Source organism: Klebsiella pasteurii (assembly GCF_018139045.1).
Taxonomy (GTDB): Bacteria; Pseudomonadota; Gammaproteobacteria; order Enterobacterales; family Enterobacteriaceae; genus Klebsiella; species Klebsiella grimontii.
In genome coordinates, this window is record NZ_CP073236.1 from 3762056 (window position 1) to 3780730 (window position 18675).

General features: G+C 56.2%; 19 protein-coding genes. 9 read left to right on the forward strand and 10 right to left on the reverse strand.

Annotated elements, in window-relative coordinates; translation table 11 throughout:
- Positions 1-15: 15 nt before the first annotated feature.
- Together KCG39_RS17680 and KCG39_RS17685 are read right to left on the reverse strand one after the other, a co-directional pair.
- Positions 16-1098: a glycosyltransferase family 9 protein gene (locus KCG39_RS17680; RefSeq protein ID WP_142468069.1), complete on the reverse strand. Its 1083-nt coding sequence runs from the start codon at positions 1096-1098 to the stop codon at positions 16-18.
- 21 nt (positions 1099-1119) lie between these two features.
- Positions 1120-2082, reverse strand: coding sequence for a polysaccharide deacetylase family protein (locus KCG39_RS17685; protein WP_004126620.1), 963 nt, complete (start codon positions 2080-2082; stop codon positions 1120-1122).
- 111 nt (positions 2083-2193) lie between these two features.
- Between KCG39_RS17685 and rfaQ the strand changes: the two genes are divergently transcribed.
- The 7 genes from rfaQ to coaD all read left to right on the forward strand — a co-directional run bounded on the left by rfaQ (position 2194) and on the right by coaD (position 9127).
- On the forward strand, positions 2194-3270 hold the full coding sequence (gene rfaQ / locus KCG39_RS17690; protein ID WP_049115843.1) for a putative lipopolysaccharide heptosyltransferase III: 1077 nt from the start codon (positions 2194-2196) through the stop codon (positions 3268-3270).
- Positions 3267-4394, forward strand: coding sequence for a glycosyltransferase family 4 protein (locus tag KCG39_RS17695; RefSeq protein WP_004126625.1), 1128 nt, complete (start codon positions 3267-3269; stop codon positions 4392-4394). Before rfaQ ends, KCG39_RS17695 begins: the two co-directional genes overlap by 4 nt.
- A 2-nt stretch (positions 4395-4396) precedes the next feature.
- Positions 4397-5491 (forward strand): glycosyltransferase, encoded by a 1095-nt coding sequence (locus KCG39_RS17700; RefSeq protein ID WP_142468068.1) that lies wholly within the window; start codon positions 4397-4399, stop codon positions 5489-5491.
- Between the two features lie 30 nt (positions 5492-5521).
- Complete coding sequence (locus KCG39_RS17705; protein WP_004126630.1) at positions 5522-6511, forward strand: glycosyltransferase; 990 nt, start codon at positions 5522-5524, stop codon at positions 6509-6511.
- 92 nt (positions 6512-6603) lie between these two features.
- Positions 6604-7878, forward strand: a complete 1275-nt coding sequence (gene waaA / locus KCG39_RS17710; RefSeq protein WP_004126633.1) for a lipid IV(A) 3-deoxy-D-manno-octulosonic acid transferase — start codon at positions 6604-6606, stop codon at positions 7876-7878.
- Complete coding sequence (locus tag KCG39_RS17715; protein WP_087828413.1) at positions 7878-8654, forward strand: glycosyltransferase family 2 protein; 777 nt, start codon at positions 7878-7880, stop codon at positions 8652-8654. The genes waaA and KCG39_RS17715 overlap by 1 nt, the downstream gene beginning before the upstream one ends.
- Complete coding sequence (gene coaD / locus KCG39_RS17720; RefSeq protein ID WP_004106901.1) at positions 8651-9127, forward strand: pantetheine-phosphate adenylyltransferase; 477 nt, start codon at positions 8651-8653, stop codon at positions 9125-9127. The genes KCG39_RS17715 and coaD overlap by 4 nt, the downstream gene beginning before the upstream one ends.
- A 118-nt stretch (positions 9128-9245) precedes the next feature.
- Here coaD and mutM read toward each other — a convergent pair whose 3' ends face one another.
- The 8 genes from mutM to radC form a co-directional block, all read right to left on the reverse strand.
- Positions 9246-10055, reverse strand: a complete 810-nt coding sequence (gene mutM / locus KCG39_RS17725) for a bifunctional DNA-formamidopyrimidine glycosylase/DNA-(apurinic or apyrimidinic site) lyase (RefSeq protein WP_049112648.1) — start codon at positions 10053-10055, stop codon at positions 9246-9248.
- Between the two features lie 63 nt (positions 10056-10118).
- The gene (locus KCG39_RS17730) at positions 10119-12455 is read right to left on the reverse strand and encodes a TonB family protein (protein ID WP_211811438.1); all 2337 of its coding nucleotides are present in this window, start codon (positions 12453-12455) and stop codon (positions 10119-10121) included.
- Positions 12456-13829: a DNA-binding protein gene (locus KCG39_RS17735; RefSeq protein ID WP_142468066.1), complete on the reverse strand. Its 1374-nt coding sequence runs from the start codon at positions 13827-13829 to the stop codon at positions 12456-12458.
- Positions 13819-14544 (reverse strand): PP2C family serine/threonine-protein phosphatase, encoded by a 726-nt coding sequence (locus KCG39_RS17740; RefSeq protein WP_112166047.1) that lies wholly within the window; start codon positions 14542-14544, stop codon positions 13819-13821. Before KCG39_RS17740 ends, KCG39_RS17735 begins: the two co-directional genes overlap by 11 nt.
- Positions 14545-14548: 4 nt before the next feature.
- Positions 14549-15226, reverse strand: a complete 678-nt coding sequence (locus tag KCG39_RS17745) for a vWA domain-containing protein (protein ID WP_004126649.1) — start codon at positions 15224-15226, stop codon at positions 14549-14551.
- A 195-nt stretch (positions 15227-15421) separates the two neighbouring features.
- Complete coding sequence (gene rpmG / locus KCG39_RS17750) at positions 15422-15589, reverse strand: 50S ribosomal protein L33 (RefSeq protein WP_003024094.1); 168 nt, start codon at positions 15587-15589, stop codon at positions 15422-15424.
- A 20-nt stretch (positions 15590-15609) separates the two neighbouring features.
- A complete protein-coding gene (gene rpmB, locus KCG39_RS17755; protein WP_002436699.1) occupies positions 15610-15846 on the reverse strand; it encodes a 50S ribosomal protein L28 in 237 nt (78 codons plus the stop codon).
- A gap of 217 nt (positions 15847-16063) precedes the next feature.
- Positions 16064-16729, reverse strand: coding sequence for a RadC family protein (radC, locus tag KCG39_RS17760; RefSeq protein ID WP_004126657.1), 666 nt, complete (start codon positions 16727-16729; stop codon positions 16064-16066).
- Between the two features lie 175 nt (positions 16730-16904).
- Between radC and coaBC the strand changes: the two genes are divergently transcribed.
- Together coaBC and dut are read left to right on the forward strand one after the other, a co-directional pair.
- Positions 16905-18116: a bifunctional phosphopantothenoylcysteine decarboxylase/phosphopantothenate--cysteine ligase CoaBC gene (coaBC, locus tag KCG39_RS17765; protein WP_071988288.1), complete on the forward strand. Its 1212-nt coding sequence runs from the start codon at positions 16905-16907 to the stop codon at positions 18114-18116.
- A complete protein-coding gene (dut, locus tag KCG39_RS17770; RefSeq protein WP_004126662.1) occupies positions 18094-18552 on the forward strand; it encodes a dUTP diphosphatase in 459 nt (152 codons plus the stop codon). Before coaBC ends, dut begins: the two co-directional genes overlap by 23 nt.
- Positions 18553-18675 lie beyond the last annotated feature (123 nt).

The following is an 18675-nucleotide window of genomic DNA, read 5'->3' on the forward strand; positions in this document are numbered from 1 at the left end:
GCAGCGGGCCCTTTTTTACGCCTGCTGGCGGGCGGCGATCAGGGCATCCGCCTGGGCTTTGATCACCGGCCAGACCGCGTCAATGGTCATGTCGGCGACGTTAGTCTCTTCGCAGACAATTTGTCTGGCCTTGTCATAACCCGGCGCCCAGATGGTATAGCCCGGCAATCCGGTATCTTTGAGTTTACGTTTGTTGTAAACCGCCACCATGGGCTTGTCGAACGCGCGAGCAATATGCACGATGGCGGTATCCGCCGTAATCACCAGATCGCAGTGGCGAACAATCTCAACTGCTGAATTAATATTGCTATCAGGCAGATGCAGCGCCGTTTCCAGATTAAGCTGACGAATTTTCTCGCTATGCCCGACCATCACGACGCTGATTTTATAAGGGAGCGTATATAAGCGCTCAATCAGGGCAGAAACCTGATGACGGCAAAAGTCTTTATCCGTTGAGGCGGTAAACGGGTTTATGGCAATACAGAGCTGACTCCCCTTGTGCTGAGCCATCAGTGTTTTGACTTTTTCCCGCTCAAAAGCATCGCCGGGCAGATGATAGTGGTAATGAGGGTGTTCTATGCCAAATAGCCTGGCGACGGCTTTATAGCGGGCGGAAATATGGCTGCTGCTATCCAGAAAAGGGATGGAGTGATCGTAAAGTTTATATTCTTGTTTATTAAAACCGATAACACAGCCAGGCTGCAAATCAGCCAGCAGTTTAAAACGCTCGTAGGTTTTCACATCATCAAAATCAACAACCGCGTCAAATCCTGCCGCACGCAGTGCGTTTAACGGCATCCGCGGCTGATATAAATAGACCTGCTCAAGAAAATCCGCGCCGGCAAGCATCTGCTTACAGACCAGCCCGGTCAGCACAGAAACCTTATAGCCCCGATCGGCTAAAAGCTTTGCGCAGCCGGTCGTTACGACCATATCCCCAACTTTGTCATCCAGGCGCAATAATAAAACATGCTGAATCTTCGCGGAATTAAAGGGCTGGCGTGCGCTTTTATTTCTGTAACGATAGTTAATTAAATTAAACTTAATTTCGCGGAAGAAGGCATTTTTCTTCCGCGTAAACTGCTTCACGATACGCATACGGTACCTGGTTGTGATCTTTTATCGCTGTGTGAGTTTCTGTTGGTAATACTCCGCCAACGTCATTCCCTTCACCTGCGGCGCCAGCCAGCTGAAAAAAGCGTCCAGATCGGCATATAAGCGCTCGATATCCTGCTCGTTTTTAAACGTTGGGCTGCCGCCGGGCATGTACTCTGAAGAGTGGAGCATATATTCGACGTAGTCATTACCCTGAGTCAACGTTTGTTCGACCACTTTTTTCATCGTCTCAACGTTACCGCCCATCGGACGCAGCCAGTGTACCGACGGCGAGCGTACTTTGCCGCGCAGGCGATCGTAGCCCTGCTTCAGGCTATTCATCCACGCGGAGTGCTTGTACTGAATGCTCATAGGCACTTCCAGCAGCGATGATTGCCCTTCACGACGGATATCATTCTCGTCAAGAAAATAGGCGTGCTGCGGGAAATGACGATAATCGGTGCCGCCGTCGCCCTGCGGCGCGCCTTTCGCCGTCTTCCAGTTCACTCTCGGGGTAACCGAGCAATCCACCAGATAACCATACTCCACCAGCAGACGCGCGTAGCGCTCATCAAACGCCCACCGCCCGGCGCGATGGCTGACCATTTTGGTTTGGAAGGTGTCCTCCAGCAGACGGGTCATATAGTCGACTTTTGCCCGCATCGCCGCATCGCTGTACTCGATCAAATACGGTTTATGTCGCCAGTCGTCATCGGTGAGCGGATCGGTCGGCGGGCTGTTCCACGCGTGGAGATGCATACCAATTTCCGCGGTTCCCCGGGCGATCGTATCTTTGGCAAATTCGATATAAACCGGGTCGATAGCCATTTCATAGTTGGTCAACCAGACCGGTTTAAAACCATACTTTTCGCAAAGCTGCTGAAAACGCGGTAGATAGCGCGCATTCTCGGTGGTGATGCTGTCATGTTTTTGCCAGAGGTTATCACCCTCTGTATCAATCGTGATGAGAAATGCGGGTTTGTGCACGAAAACGTCCTCAGGCCATACGTATCGGGTCATGGTAGAGCAAGACAAGGCTTCTCTCAATCTATCTGATCCCCTAGAATCGGAGCCCTGACCCTGAATGAAGAACAGAGAATGACGCCTGAAACCCGCACTTCCGGCCGCGTGAACCCGGCGCGAATCCTGGTTATTAAGCTTCGCCATCATGGCGATATGTTATTGATAACGCCGCTTATTCATGCGCTTAAGCAGCAATATCCCGCCGCCTGCGTGGATGTGCTGCTTTATGAAGAAACGCGGGATATGCTCGCAGCGAATACGGATATCCGCCACATTTACGGCATTGACCGGCGCTGGAAAAAACAGGGCGCTGGCCATCAGCTGAAGATGGAGTGGCGGCTGATTCGCACGCTCCGCCAGCAGCGCTACGATATGGTGCTCAATCTTGCCGATCAGTGGCCCAGCGCGATCATCACCAAACTGACCGGGGCGGCCATCCGTATCGGCTTTGACTTTCCGAAGCGTCGCCACCCGGCCTGGCGTTTTTGCCATACCGCCCTCGCCTCAACCGAGCGGCATAACCAGCTGCATACCGTGCAGCAGAATCTGTCGATTCTGGCGCCGCTTGGACTGGATATTGCTGACGCGCCGGCGAAGATGGGCTACAGCGAGCAGGACTGGCGCGCCAGCCGCGCGCTGCTGCCGGAAGGATTTCAGGATAACTATATCGTCATTCAGCCGACCTCCCGCTGGTTCTTTAAGTGCTGGCGCGAAGCGCGAATGAGCGCCCTGATAAACGCGCTTTCTGAAGCAGGCTACCCGGTCGTGCTGACCTCCGGCCCTGACGCCAGAGAGAAGCAGATGATCGACACCATTATGGCGGGCTGCCCCGATGCTCGCCTGCACTCCCTCGCCGGGCTGCTCACCCTGCGCCAGCTGGCGTCCGTCATCGACCATGCCCGCCTGTTCATCGGCGTCGACTCGGTGCCGATGCATATGGCCGCCGCGCTCGGTACGCCGCTGGTGGCGCTATTCGGCCCCTCCAAGCTCACCTTCTGGCGTCCATGGCAGGCGCAGGGCGAGGTGATTTGGGCGGGTGATTTTGGATCGATTCCCGATCCTGACGACATTGATACCAACACCAACGAACGCTTTCTCGATTTAATCCCCACCGACGCGGTCATCGCGGCGGCGAAAAAGGTACTGGCATGAGTAAATTCAGGCTGGCTCTGGTACGCCAGAAGTATCGCCCGGACGGCGGTGCGGAGCGCTTTGTCTCCCGCGCGCTGGAAGCCCTCGACGACAGCGATCTTGAACTGAACGTCATCACCCGCGAGTGGCAGGGGCCGGTGAAGCCCGAGTGGAACATCCACATCTGCAATCCGCGCAAGTGGGGGCGGATCAGCCGCGAGCGTGGGTTTGCCGACGCCGCCCGCCAGCTCTGGCAGCGCGAAGCCTTCGATCTGGTGCAAAGCCATGAGCGTATACCCGGCTGCGACCTGTACCGCGCCGGAGACGGCGTACACCGTCGCTGGCTGCAGCAGCGCTCGCGCATTTTGCCCGGCTGGAAAAGCCGCCTGCTGTTTGCCGACCGCTACCATCGCTATGTGATGCAGGCCGAGCGCGACATGTACCAGGACTCGCACCTGCGCGGCGTTATCTGCAACGCGGAGATGATTAAACGCGAGATTATTGAAGACTTCGGCCTGCCGGCGGAAAAAATTCACGTCATCTATAACGCTATTGATAACCAGCGTTTTCTGCCGCCGACGGAAGAAGCCTTTACCGCGCTGCGCGCCAAATGGAATCTGCCGATCCAGGCAACCTGCCTGATTTACGTCGGCTCCGGCTTTGAGCGCAAGGGGCTGGATGCGGCGATCCGCGCCATCGCGCCGACCAACCGCTATCTTCTGGTGGTGGGCAAAGATAAAGAGCAGAGTCGCTATCAGCAGCTGGCGAAAACGCTCAACTGCGAGGAACGGGTGCGCTTTTTCGGCATGCAGTCGGAAACCCTGCCATTCTATCAGATGGCCGACGCCCTGCTGCTGCCGACGCTTTACGATCCGTTCCCCAACGTCATTCTCGAAGCGATGGCCTGCGGCCTGCCGGTGATTACGACTACCGGCTGCGGCGGCGCGGAGTTTATCGTTCAGGGCAGCAACGGCTACGTTTGCGATGCGCTGGATATCCCGGCCCTGCAGGAGTCGGTTAACGCCCTGCCTGCTCGGGCTTTGGGTTCTGCAGAAGGCCAGCGCGCCCGCGAGCGGATCATGACCTGCACCAGCGAACGGCTCTCGGCACAGCTGCTCTCCCTCTATCAGGATTTGGTGAAATAACGATGCGCATACTGTTTGTTATCGACGGCCTGCCCGGCGGCGGCGCGGAAAAAGTCGTGCTGACGCTGGCAGCGCATTTTAGCAGCCAGGGTGAACAGGTATCGCTTTTTTCCCTACGCGATGTCTGCGAGTATCCGCTACCGGCGGGGCTGGATTATCAGGTCATCGCCGACCGCTGCCGCAAACCCTGGCGCAAACTCACCGAGCTATCCCGGCGCGCGCGCCAGCTTGATGCGGCAATCGAGAAAGCAGAACAGCAGGGCCGTTTCGATCTGGTGCTCTCCAATCTACATAAAACCGACCGCATCGTCTCCCGCAGCCGCCTGCTGAACGGGCGCAACGTCTGGTTCTGCCTGCACGGCGTGTTCTCCACGTCCTATCTCGGACACCGCAGCGGTTTTAACCGCTGGATGAAAAAGCAGAAGATCGGGCGCGTTTATCAGGGACGCAATGTCGTTACCGTCTCCGATGCGGTCGGTCAAGACCTGATCGAGCAGTTCGCCATTCGCCCCGCCCAGCTTAAAACGATTTATAACCCGTTTGATATCGCCGCCCTGCGCGCCGCGGCCGAAGAGCCCAGCCAGCGACCCGACGGCGACTATATTATTCACGTCGGCCGCTTCCACCCCGGCAAACGGCACGACCGCTTGATTGAGGCCTATGCGCAAAGCGGTATCGACGCGCCGCTGGTGCTGCTGGGGCAGGGCAAACCGGAACAAGAGCAGCGCCTGCGCCAGCTGGCGCAGGCGCTACAGGTTGCCGATCGCGTCCTGTTTAAAGGCTTCCAGAAAAACCCGCTGCCGTGGATCAAAGGCGCGCGGATGCTGGTCCTCAGCTCCGATAGCGAAGGCTTTGGCAACGTGGTGGTTGAGGCGCTGCTGCTGGATACGCCGGTCGCCAGCACCCGCTGCCCGGGCGGCGTGACCGAGATCCTCACCGGCGAGCTGTCGCGCGGCCTGGCGGATCTCAACAGCCCGGCGCTGGCTCAGACGATGCAAAGCATTTACCATAGCCCGCCGGCCATCGACGCAGCGGCGCTGGAGAAGTTCAGCGTGGCATCGATTTGTCAGCAGTATCGTCAGCTGCGCAGCGCCTGACGCCGTTATTCAACCAGGATCGAATGAGTTATGAGTCAAACGCCTTTACTAAGCATCGTAGCCGCCGTCTATAACGGCGAAAAATTCCTTGCGCAATTCTTTGAGTGCCTTGAGCAACAGCAGCTGGAAAGCTATGAACTGATCCTGGTGAACGACGGGTCGACGGACGGCAGCCTTGCGGTTATCGACCAGTGGAAAGAGCGCCTGCAAAACGTGCTCGTGCTGGAGCAGGAAAACCAGGGCGTGTCGGTGGCGCGCAATACCGGCCTCGCCGCGGCGACCGGTAAGTACCTGACCTTCCCGGATATCGACGATAAGCTTTACCCGGGCATGTACCGTACGCTTCTGGAGATGGCGGAAAAGGGCAATCTTGACGTCGCCACCTGCAACGGCCGCTACGTCTACGAGACGAAAAAAGATATCCATCCTATTTTTCCGCTGGACCGGCTGCAGTCGACGGGCGTTTTGCCCGGCCACGTCTGGTTAAAGCAGGCGCTGGATTCTCGTAAGTTCCTGCATGTCACCTGGCTCAATATCTACCGCCGCGAGTTTATCGCCAGCCACCACTTCCATTTTGAGCCTGGCCTGCGCCATCAGGATATTCCCTGGACCACCGAAGTGCTGCTGGCGGCAGAACGCGTGCAGTACACCAGCGAACAGTTCTACGACTACTATATTCACTCGGAATCGGTATCGCATAAGCCGGACAACGACGACACGCTGATGCGTTCAGCGCGCCACTACATGAAGATTCTGGAGATGCTGGACGCCATCAACCAGCGCTATCCGGACAAGGTTCGCGATATTTCCGCCTGCCGCTGGCAGATCGCCAAAGAGGGGCTGGGAATTATTCATACCTTCGATAGCATGAAAGATGAGTCAAAAAAGCATATTATCATTAAAGAGTTTTTCGACCGCGGCATCTGGCGCCTGATCTGGAAAAACGCCCGTACGTTCCGTCTACGCTGGCGTCTTGGACGCCGCTATCTGCGCATCAAGCGCTATCGCGACGCGGCTTAATACTGAATCCCTTAGTTTCCGCCAAAGAGATAGCTTTACGCGGGTTAAATGCTTAGAATTTGCCCGCAAAAACATAAATACGGATAAATCGCTTGGAATTGCTTTATACCGCCCTACTTTACCTCATTCAGCCGCTGGTGTGGCTGCGACTGCTGTTACGCAGCCGTAAGGCCCCTGCCTATCGTAAACGCTGGAAGGAACGTTATGGCTTCTGCCAGAACAAGGTAGAACCGGGTGGCATCCTGCTGCATTCCGTTTCCGTTGGCGAAACCCTGGCGGCGATTCCGCTGGTGCGCGCGCTACGCCACCGTTACCCCTATCTGCCAATCACCGTCACCACCATGACGCCAACCGGCTCTGAACGCGCCATGTCCGCTTTCGGCAAAGACGTGCATCACGTCTATCTGCCTTACGATCTGCCCGGCGCGATGAACCGCTTCTTCAACACCGTTCAGCCGAAGCTGGTTATCGTCATGGAAACCGAACTCTGGCCGAACATGGTCGCCACGCTGCACAAGCGTAAAATCCCGCTGGTGATCGCCAACGCCCGCCTCTCCGAACGGTCGGCGAAAGGCTATGCCAAACTGGGGAAATTTATGCGTCGGCTGCTAAGCCGCATTACCCTTATCGCCGCGCAGAACGAAGAAGACGCTAGCCGCTTTATCGCCCTTGGCCTGAAACGCAATCAACTGGCGGTCACCGGCAGCCTGAAGTTTGATATTTCGGTCACGCCGGAGCTGGCGGCTCGCGCCATCACCCTACGCCGCCAGTGGGCGCCCCACCGCCAGGTGTGGATTGCCACCAGCACCCACGACGGCGAAGAACAAATTATTCTTCAGGCGCATAAAAAGCTGCTCGAGCGTTTCCCCAACCTGCTGCTGATCCTTGTCCCTCGCCATCCGGAGCGCTTCAGCGACGCCCGCGAGATGGTGCAGAAAGCGGGAATGAGCTACACCCTGCGCAGCACTGGCGAAATCCCATCGAACAGTACCCAAGTGGTGATTGGCGATACCATGGGCGAGCTGATGCTGCTGTACGGTATTGCCGACCTCGCGTTTGTCGGCGGCAGCCTGGTAGAACGCGGCGGCCATAACCCGCTGGAGCCCGCCGCCCATGCGATACCGGTACTGATGGGTCCGTACACGTTCAACTTCAAAGATATCTGCGCCAAGCTGCAGCAGGACGATGGACTGATTACCGTCACCGACGCCGACTCGCTGGTAACGCAGGTGTCTAACCTGCTAACCGATGAAGATTACCGTCTGTGGTACGGCCGTCACGCGGTGGAAGTTCTGCACCAAAACCAGGGCGCGCTCTCCCGTCTGCTACAGTTACTACAACCCTACCTGCCGCAGCGGAGCCACTGATGTCGCCTCGCCTCTCGGTCGTGATGATCGCCAAAAACGCGGCAGATCTGCTGCCTGATTGTCTGGCCTCGGTAAGCTGGGCCGATGAGATAGTGCTGCTGGATTCCGGCAGCAACGACAACACCGTCGAACTCGCCCGCAGCCAGGGCGTTCAGGTACATATCAACCGCGACTGGCAGGGCTACGGCATTCAGCGCCAGCGCGCCCAGGCCTACGCCACCGGCGACTACGTGCTGATGATCGATACCGACGAGCGCGTGACCCCGGAGCTTGAGCAGTCCATCCGCAGCGTGCTGGCCGCGCCGCAAACCGGCGCGATATACAGCATCGCCCGGCGCAACTATTTCCTTGGCCGCTTTATGCGCCACAGCGGCTGGTACCCCGACCGCGTGATGCGCCTGTACGAACGCGACCGTTACCGCTATAACGATAATCTGGTCCACGAATCTCTCGACGCCCAGGGCGCGCAGGTTATCGAACTCGCGGGCGACCTGCTGCATCTGACCTGCCGCGATTTTTCCGGCTTTCAGCAAAAGCAGTTGGCCTACGCCGCCGCCTGGGCGCAGGAGCGCCATCAAAGAGGGAAGAAGACCTCGCTGGCCGCTATCTTCGGCCATACGCTGGGCGCTTTTGTTAAAACGCTGCTGCTGCGCGGGGGCATTCTGGATGGGAAACAAGGTTGGCTGCTGGCGGTGGTCAACGCGCAATATACGTTTAATAAATACACCGAGCTGTGGGCCCTGAGCCGCGGCTACTCGGAGAAAGTGTCATTATGAGCACAAAAGCGATCTATCCGGGAACCTTCGACCCTATCACCAACGGCCATATCGATATCGTCACCCGCGCGGCCAGCATGTTCGATAAAGTGCTGCTGGCTATCGCCGCCAGCCCGAGCAAAAAGCCGATGTTCACTCTCGACGAGCGCATCGCGCTGGCCACCCAGGCAACGGCGCATCTGGTCAACGTTGAGGTTATTGGCTTCAGCGATTTAATGGCCAACTTCGCCCGCGCGCAGCAGGCGAATATTTTAATTCGCGGCCTGCGGGCGGTGGCGGATTTTGAATATGAGATGCAGCTAGCGCATATGAACCGTCATTTGATGCCGACGCTGGAGAGCGTGTTTCTGATGCCGTGCAAAGAGTGGTCGTTTATCTCCTCTTCGCTGGTAAAAGAAGTGGCGCGCCACCAGGGCGATGTCTCTCACTTTCTGCCGGCAAACGTTCACCAGGCGCTACTGAAGAAGCTGTAGTAAAGTTTTTTACCCATGCACTCCCCCGCTCGCGCTGCGCTTAGCGGGGCTATCTCCGTTGCCGCCCTGTAGCCCGGCTAAGCGCAGCGCGAGCCGGGTTCACGGTAACCCCCGCACTTTACTTCTGACACTGGCGGCAATAAAACGTCGCCCGCTGGGCGTGCTTACTGCCGATAACCGGCGTCCCGCAAATGCGGCACGGCTCGCCCTTGCGGCCATACACCTGCAGCTCTTGGGCAAAGTAGCCCGGTTTACCGTCGCTTTGCAGGAAATCTTTCAGCGTCGTCCCGCCCTGTTCGATGGAGCGCAGCAGGACCAGCTTAATCACTTTCACCAGCTGCTCGCACTCCTCTCGCGATAGAGAAGAAGCCAGCCTGTCGGGATGAATGCCCGCCGAAAAGAGCGATTCGCTGGCGTAGATATTGCCCACCCCGACCACCAGCTTATTATCCATTAGCCAGGGCTTAATCGCGGTTTTCTTCTTCGCGCACTTCGCCTGCAGATAATCGGCGTTGAACTCATCGCTCAGCGGCTCCGGCCCCAGATGCGCCAGCACCGGATGGCCTTGCAGCTCTTTAGTCCACAGCCAGGCGCCAAAGCGGCGCGGATCGGTATAGCGCAGGACCTTGCCGTTACTCATCACCAGGTCTACGTGATCGTGTTTTTCCGCGGGCAGCTCTTCGCTGAGGATACGCAGGCTGCCGGACATGCCGAGGTGGACGATAATCCAGCCGTCGGGCAGCTCCAGCAGCAGATATTTAGCACGGCGGCGTACGCTGAGCACCGGAACGTCGCTCAGACGATAGATCTCTTCAGAAACGGGCCAGCGCAGACGCCCGTTGCGCACAACGGCGTGCAGGATGGTGGCTCCCACCAGGTGCGGCTCAATGCCGCGGCGACTGGTTTCTACTTCAGGTAATTCAGGCATATTTTTCTCATGTTTAAACAGCAGGCGCCCCTATTTTACCTCTTTCAGGAGGTAACGAAGCGTTTAGTGCTGAAAATTCACTCGGATAGTTATTCTCCTGCCGTCAGGCTGCGGCTTGAATTTCCAGCGCCAAAACATATCGATCGCCCGTGCATCATACTCTTCCACTTCGCTGCTTTTGCTCACCAGCACCAGCGTCGGAGCGCCATTTTTATCAATATCAACGCTCAGCTCAGCGCGTTTGTCTCCTTGCGCCTGCGGCGTCTTCCATTCAACGTTGAAGAAAGGCGCGTTTAACACCTCATTCCGATCGATATCAACCGCCATACTCACCGGAAAGTCACCGGCAACAATGGTTTCATGACGGTCCAGCATTTTGCTCGCCGGTAAGATGTCTCCGGCCTTTGCGGTATCTTCACCTTTCGCTCTTTCCCCGAGGATATCGACATAATCCGCGTACACTTTTGCTGAAAGAATCGCATTACGTTCACCCATGCCAACCCGCATCAGCAGCTTAGTTTTGATATCGGCTAATTTCTGCTCGGTATCCGCGACGAGGGGCTGTAGCAACAGGGAATAGATCATCGCACCAATGTACAGCTCGGGGTCACGCTCGGCCCACAGACTACCCCAGGCCATCCATACCTGCGGGTCTTCCGGAGCCAGCGCCAGCAGCTGTGCCCACGTTGCCCGATTCTCTTCAAAAGAAGCAAAGCTCTTTCGCAGCGCCAGATCCTTCAATAGCGGCGCGTAGTACGGATGCGTATCAACCAGGGCCTCCATCGCCTCGGTCATTTCAGTGAAGGCTTCCATTCGGCCTTTGGTACTTTTATCCCGCTTTTTGAAGTAGACGAGCTGCAAATTTCGCGCCTCTTCCGCGCTGAGCTTCTTCTGCGGAAAGAGCGCTTTCATCCGGGTGAATTGCGCGGTCATCTCTTGCGCGGCAGTTTCCATCCCGGCTTTATTATGCCGGGCCGCCAGCCGGGCGATACGCATCGCCCGTGTTTCCATCTCCCGATAGTGTTCCTCAGGAGGCAGACGATCGCTGATAAACGTCACTGGTATCAGCAAACGCCTTCCCTGCGGGTTAGCGTGAAAACGCCACTGCTGCGCGTAGTGCAGCGCAGCCTTATCAAACTCTGGAACGCCGCTACTGCATTCAACCACCACGTTTAACAGATCGCCGCTAACGTGAGTATCCACCGAGAGCACCGTCGTCGCCGACTTGATAAATTTATATATCGCCGGATAGAGCATCGGAGACAACGTCTCTTTGGCGATTCCATATCTTTCGGCCTCAATACTCACGTGTCCGGGAAAGCGCTCGTTAACCGGGCTGACGCTATGCACAAGGCCTTGTTTAAACAGGATCGATTTCGATAAAGGCAGTACCTTACCAGCCTCACCCTTTTCCGAGGCATAGCTGTCCAGTGGCAAATCGCAGGAACGGCTCTGCATTCTGGCCCGCAGAATTTGCAGGATTTGCCGATCTTCTGCCGGCATTTGCGCGATATACTCCTCTAACCGCTGCTGTAGCGCAGGCTGGCGCGGGCTATCCTTCAGGCCCTCCGCCATCAATAATCCGCTGGTGATGCTTTGCGTAAGCGGCTGAAACTGCGAATTTCGCACCCGCTCATCATCCCGGGACTGAATCAGCGCTAATGCCCAACCCAGCCAGGCGTCAGGGTTTTCCGGCACAATAGCGATTGCCCGACGAAACGCGCTTTCAGCCAGCGATTTATTGGCATCCGTGGTCAGCGTCAGGACGGCCGCAGCCAGCGTCAGATCGCCACGGTCCGGCATCCAGGACAAATAATCATCCATCTTCAGAAGGGCTTTTGCCTCTTGCTCAGGATAGCCCAATGCCTGTTGCCAGAGCGCATCGGCAGCGGCGGCATCTTCTTCACTCCAGCCAAGCGGCAGCTCCGCCAGCGGTCTTTTCTGCGCGAGAAATTGCTCAATAATCTGATGCTGATTAAACGGCTCTCCGCCCAAGGTTATCTGAATAAAACGGGCATGGCGATCATAGAGAAATCCCTGCCAGGCGGATGATTCCAGCTGATTCATACTGTGCCAGCGCCGCTGGTTCTGCTCGCCGATGGGGACATTGAATAACGTGATCCCCACGACAAAAACAACCTGCGCCACGGCGGCTGCCAGATAACCTTTATTACGCCGGGTAACCGCCACCCACATCAGGGCGGAAAAATAGAGCATTCCCCCCAGCCACAGGCCATAGAGATATACACGCTGGGGGTCGTTGAGCACCGCAGGTAAAAGCGAAAGCTTATCCACCAACATAAAGGGTGCAGACCAGAGAAAGAGCACCATATTCGGCGCGACAAAAAGCGCAATCAAAGACAAGATAACCAGCAGGTATTTTAACTTCGGCGTAATCATTTATGGCTTACTCCGAAAAATCGCCAGCAACCCCATCACGGTTATCCAGACAAAAATCAGGATTAACGCCGCGTTATCGTACCAGGCATGCCAGGGACCGCTCAGTTGGGTAAAATTGCGCGCTAATATGGCCATCACCAGCGTACTAATAAGAGCCAGGGCGCCATGCCATACAAACGAAGGGACTTTGCCGCGAATATTGCGCCACAGCAGCGTTAACGGCCCCGGCACGGCTGGCTGCCGAGGAACCGCGGCGGCTGACGCCGCATGAGGCTGCCGTTTTACAGGCGCAGGACGCGGGCGAATGGTTTGCGTCCTTTTATGCTGCTTCGCCTGTTTTACCCCCTCAGTAAGCTGTTTTTCACGCGCGCAGACCAGGCACGGCATTCCGGCGAAATGCTGATGCTTCTGACTACAGAGAATAATTTTTTGCGTGCTGCGTAGCGCATAAGGACGCAGCACCTGCGCCCATTCATCGGCGGAAGGACGTCGGGAGGCTGAATCGCTAAAAGCGCGATCGAACAGCTTACGTAGCTCGAGCGGCAAGAGATGGTGAGTGCTGGCCGGTACCGGAGAGATACTGTTTGCGGCATCAATGCCGTAGGCGTAGCAGCCCACGGCAATACGCCCTGATAAATCATCAGGCACCTTCGCCGTTTGTGAACGGCCGCTATAGGGATGGATACCGTGGTTAAGCAGTTGGAAAATAATGACTGCCAGAGAAAAGCGATCCTGAGCCTCTTCCTGTTCTCCGGGTACTTGCCCGATGCGCTGAAACTCCGGCGCCAGGTAATCCGCCGTAAACTGCCCGGCCGGGAAACGTTCACCGACGCCCTGGATGCTAAAGCCATCGCAGTCCAGCAGCGCGATATAGAGGCTGTCACGATAAAACCGCAGGTTGATCGGCTTCATGTCGATCACCCGGTGCTGCCGAGCGTGCAGCGCGGATACCAGGGTTGCGAGGTTACAGGCCAGGCTCACTTTTGCGCCGATGCCTTCCGGCAGATTCTGCGCCTTCGCCTGCCGCGCCTGTAAAATGTACTCCAGCTCAATGGTGCGCTGGGTATCCAGAACAGGCATAACAAAACCAACGACGCGCCTGCGCTCATCGAAAAGCAAATAATCAGGCCATGCCAGCTGAACAATCGCCTCATCTTCTGTCGGCGCAGGGATTTCCGGGCGCTGCGCCAGCATAGCGCCGAGCTTACGCTGGTAATAACCGGTATCGGTATGGGGATGGTAAATTTTGGCAACGCGGTCCGGGTCATCCGCCAGGAAATAGACGCTACCCGCACCGCCGCTCTTGATGAGTTTCCCCAGACGTACCGCGCGGCGCTGCTCGGTATAGCAGGTCGCAACCTTTTTATGCTTCATGACGCAGAGCTACCAGAAGCGTCTTGTCATCACCGGTTATCGCCCAGGAGCGCGGATCGTCAAGCGTGGCGCATATCGCTTCGCTCCCTTTAGCCTCGGAGACCTGCTGTAAATAGCGCAAAACAGGATCCATAAAAGGAGAGAACAGCGCATCGCCGCGCCGGTTTAGCGCGAACGGCTGCACGCCGTCAGACATCATCACCAGCTGCGTGGCGCGACCAGCAAACTGGCTGATACGTAAATGGTCTCGCCAGTCGTGACTGGTAAGAAACCAGGTCTGGTTAGCGTATTCTCCGTTCTCAGGTAAAGAGAAGTGCTCATCAGCATCAATATGCAACGCTGCAACACCGTCGCCGATATGTAGCATCACTGAGGCACTCTCCCCGAGCCACGCGGCCACAACAGTACAGGCAAAATCGCCTGCGGAGCGTTCCCGCTCTTGCGCCTGGCTCAGAATGGTCTTGCGCACGCTCTCCACCAGAGTAGACAGCTGATTTTCATCGGGTACGGCGGTAAATTTTACCAGCCCCTCAACCAGCTCCCGGCTGACCAAAGCCGCCCCCTGTTCGCCATACGCGGCGGAGCCTGCGCCGTCACAAACGACGGCCACCAGACGATCGCCCAAATTGCGATAGCAAAAAGCATCCTGACAGGGAAGGTTATTTTGTCGGTGGCTGCTGCCAATGACCGACGAAGCGTAAACGCGCCAGCTCATGGCATCAGACCGAAATTTCTGACCAGCTATCCGTCGGCGGCAGCTGTGCTTTACCGCCCGGCGTCGACTGCGAAACGACCTGCATACTGGCGCTCAGCCAGAGGAACAGCTCGCGGAACTGCAATCCTTTTAGCTGCTTCACGCCGTTAATGCCGCTACGGCTGAAGTGGCCCATTGATTCAGTGGCTTCTTTTCCTACGCTAATCGGGAATACGGCGACTTTGTTTGCCGCCTGCGCTTCGCGACACTCCTGCGCCGCGGCTTGCCAGTTGTCCGTAGGCTCGCCGTCCGACATCAAAAACAGCCATGGCCGGGTATAGGGTACACCAGCTGCTTTCAGACGCTGTTTTTCTGCCTCGATTTCGCTCAGCGCCAGGCTAACGGCCTGCCCGGTTGGCGTCAGTCCATTGGCTTCAAGTACGGGAGCCGTGAAGTCCATCGCATCACACCAGTCGCCATACAGTTCACATTCATCATAACCGCCGTATTTAATCACCAGCAGGCGGACGCGTTTAGCCGCGATGACATCCTGCTTCAGCTCTTCTTCCAGGAGCTTAAGCCCCTGATTGAGCTGAGCCATAGGTTGGCCGTCCATACTACCGGAACAATCGAGAACCAAAATTAAAGGCGTGCGCTGTTCACTATTATCAATAAATGAAACATCCGGAATTAAAGATGCCATAACAATCCCTGTCGGTGGTTTTCTGTACCGGCAGAATAAACACCTCATGCACTCAAGACAAGAAAAACCATTTCATTCATATAGTTAATGATTGAAAAGGAAAACATGGACGACTGATTAATACTGAAGGAGGGCTATAAAATGGAAACAAAAAACCCCGCCGAGGCGGGGTTTTTCTTTACAAGGAATCTAAAATTATTTGATTTTAGCTTCTTTGTATAAAACGTGCTGACGGACAACTGGATCGAACTTTTTCAGTTCCAGTTTTTCCGGCTTAGTACGTTTGTTCTTCGTGGTGGTATAGAAGTGACCAGTACCAGCAGAAGAAACCAGCTTGATTTTCTCACGAATACCTTTAGCCATGACTTATTTCCTCTAAGTACTTAGTACTTTTCGCCACGGGCACGCAGTTCGGACAGAACTGTATCGATGCCTTTCTTATCAATAACACGCATACCTTTAGCAGATACGCGCAGGGTGACAAAACGCTTCTCGCTCTCAACCCAGAAACGGTGAGAGTGCAGGTTCGGCAGGAAACGGCGTTTAGTCGCGTTCAGTGCGTGGGAACGGTTGTTACCGGTCACCGGACGCTTGCCAGTAACTTGGCAGACTCGGGACATGTCTATTCTCCAAAAATCAAATTAGCTCGAGCTTCGTATGGGGTATTGGCGCCTCGTCAGGCTTTACAGCCCGGTCATCGCATAGTTCTATTGAACTCTCGATTGCCAGGCCCAAATGCCAAACCCGAGATTCTCAAAGGTGGCGTAGTATACGCTGACTCGGCGATGTGCTCAAGTCCCGAACAGACAAAGATCCCGATGGATCGCGCGATCGGGGCTAAATCCAGCCGCGTTCAGCAAAAGATACGTACGCTCCGCGGCCGATTACAAGGTGATCAAGCACACGTATATCCATGAATCGACAACATTTTATCACTCTTTCGGTAATCAACCTGTCGGCCTTGCTCGGCTCAGGACTACCGGATGGATGATTATGTGCCAGGATCACCGCGGCGGCGTTCACTTTGATGGCTTCGCGTACGATTTCTCGCGGATGCACCTCAACGTGGCTAAGAGTACCAGAAAAAAGTCGGCTATGTTTCAATACCCGGTTCTGATTGTCTAAAAAGATCACCATGAAGATCTCGCGCTCTTCGTCGGCTAACTGACTTTGCAGAAATTCCCGCGTCATCGATGGGGTAACCAGCGAGGGTTCTTCGGTCATTCGCAGACTAAAATAGCGTCGCGCCAGTTCAGCAATCCCTTTTAGCTGCGCATATTTCGCCAGGCCAATGCCTTCGACCTCGGCAAACTGCGACTCCTCCGCCGATAACAGGCCGTACAGCGAGCCAAAACGCTGCAGCAACTCGCGCGAAAACGTCATCACATCCTGCGTGCGGGTACCGGTACGTAAAAATAGCGCCAACAGCTCAATATCCGACAAAACTTCGATACCGTAGCGCTGCATCTTTTCCCTCGGCATCAGGGATTCTTGTATTTCCATCGCGGCCTCTCCTTCCCACTCCGCGCTATCCTGGCACAGCCTTTTTGCGCCGCCGATACGCAAGTTTTGTCCCTGCGTGGCGCCTCGCAAAGTGAATCTCTACCAGGCACACGATGCCGTGAGGATTGTGATAAGATGCGCGAATTCTGGTGTACCGCAACAGGAAAAAATCATGATGAGTCTGGCTGGTAAAAAGATCGTTCTTGGCGTGAGCGGCGGCATTGCCGCCTATAAAACGCCGGAACTGGTGCGCCGCTTGCGTGACCGCGGCGCGGATGTCCGCGTCGCCATGACGGAAGCCGCAAAAGCCTTCATTACACCGTTAAGTTTACAGGCGGTATCCGGTTATCCGGTATCCGACAGCCTGCTCGACCCGGCCGCCGAAGCGGCAATGGGCCATATTGAGCTGGGGAAATGGGCTGACCTGGTCATTCTTGCCCCCGCCACCGCCGACTTAATCGCCCGCATCGCGGCAGGCATGGCCAACGATCTCGTCTCGACGATCTGTCTCGCTACGCCGTCGCCGGTCGCCGTCTTGCCCGCCATGAACCAGCAGATGTATCGCGCCGCCGCCACCCAGCATAATCTTGGCGTCATCGCCGCACGCGGCCTGCTGGTCTGGGGCCCGGACAGCGGCAGCCAGGCCTGCGGCGATATTGGCCCAGGGCGGATGCTCGACCCGCTGACCATTGTGGATATGGCCGCGCAGCATTTCTCTCCTGTCAAAGATTTGCAACATCTGAACATCATGATTACCGCGGGCCCCACCCGGGAGCCGCTGGATCCGGTGCGTTATATCACCAACCACAGTTCTGGTAAGATGGGCTTCGCGATTGCCGCCGCCGCCGCGCGCCGCGGGGCGAACGTCACGCTGGTGAGCGGCCCGGTTTCGCTGCCTACGCCGCCGTTTGTACACAGAATTGATGTTACCACCGCGCTGGAAATGGAAGCCGCGGTGCAAAACAGCGCGTCTCAACAGCAGATTTTTATTGGCTGTGCGGCAGTCGCCGACTACCGCGCGGTTGCCATCGCCGAAGAAAAAATTAAAAAACAAGGTGATGAATTAACCCTGAAAATGGTGAAAAATCCGGATATCGTCGCAGGGGTCGCTGCGCTTAAGGCCAACCGCCCTTACGTCGTTGGGTTTGCCGCCGAAACAAATAATGTGGAAGAATACGCACGGCAAAAGCGAGCCCGCAAAAATCTTGATCTGATTTGCGCAAATGATGTTTCACAGCCAAATCAAGGATTTAACAGCGACAGCAATGCATTACACCTTTTCTGGCAGGAGGGAGATAAGCGCTTACCACTTGAGCGCAAGGAACTCCTGGGCCAATTATTACTCGACGAGATCGTTACCCGTTATGATGAAAAAAATCGACGTTAAGATTCTGGACCCGCGCGTTGGTCAGCAATTTCCGCTGCCGACCTATGCCACCTCCGGCTCCGCCGGACTTGACCTGCGAGCCTGTCTCGATGACGCCGTAGAGCTGGCTCCCGGCGCAACCACCCTCGTGCCAACCGGACTGGCGATTCATATTGCCGATCCTTCTCTGGCCGCAGTCATTCTCCCACGCTCCGGGCTGGGCCATAAGCACGGTGTCGTACTGGGTAACCTGGTCGGTCTGATTGATTCTGACTATCAGGGCCAGCTGATGGTTTCCGTCTGGAACCGCAGCCAGCAGAGCTTCATCATCGAACCCGGCGAGCGCATCGCGCAAATGGTGTTTGTGCCTGTTGTGCAGGCGGAATTTAACCTGGTGGAAGATTTTGACGCCACCGATCGCGGCGAAGGCGGCTTCGGCCACTCAGGGCGTCAATAAGCCCGGCGTTAGACAAAAACCTTTCGGGGCGTCGCCGGCAAAAAGGCAGCCTGAAGGATGAAGTGGAACCAGCATCGCAAAGCGCACTAATGCAATAACATCACCGCAGGCCACAGCTTGCGG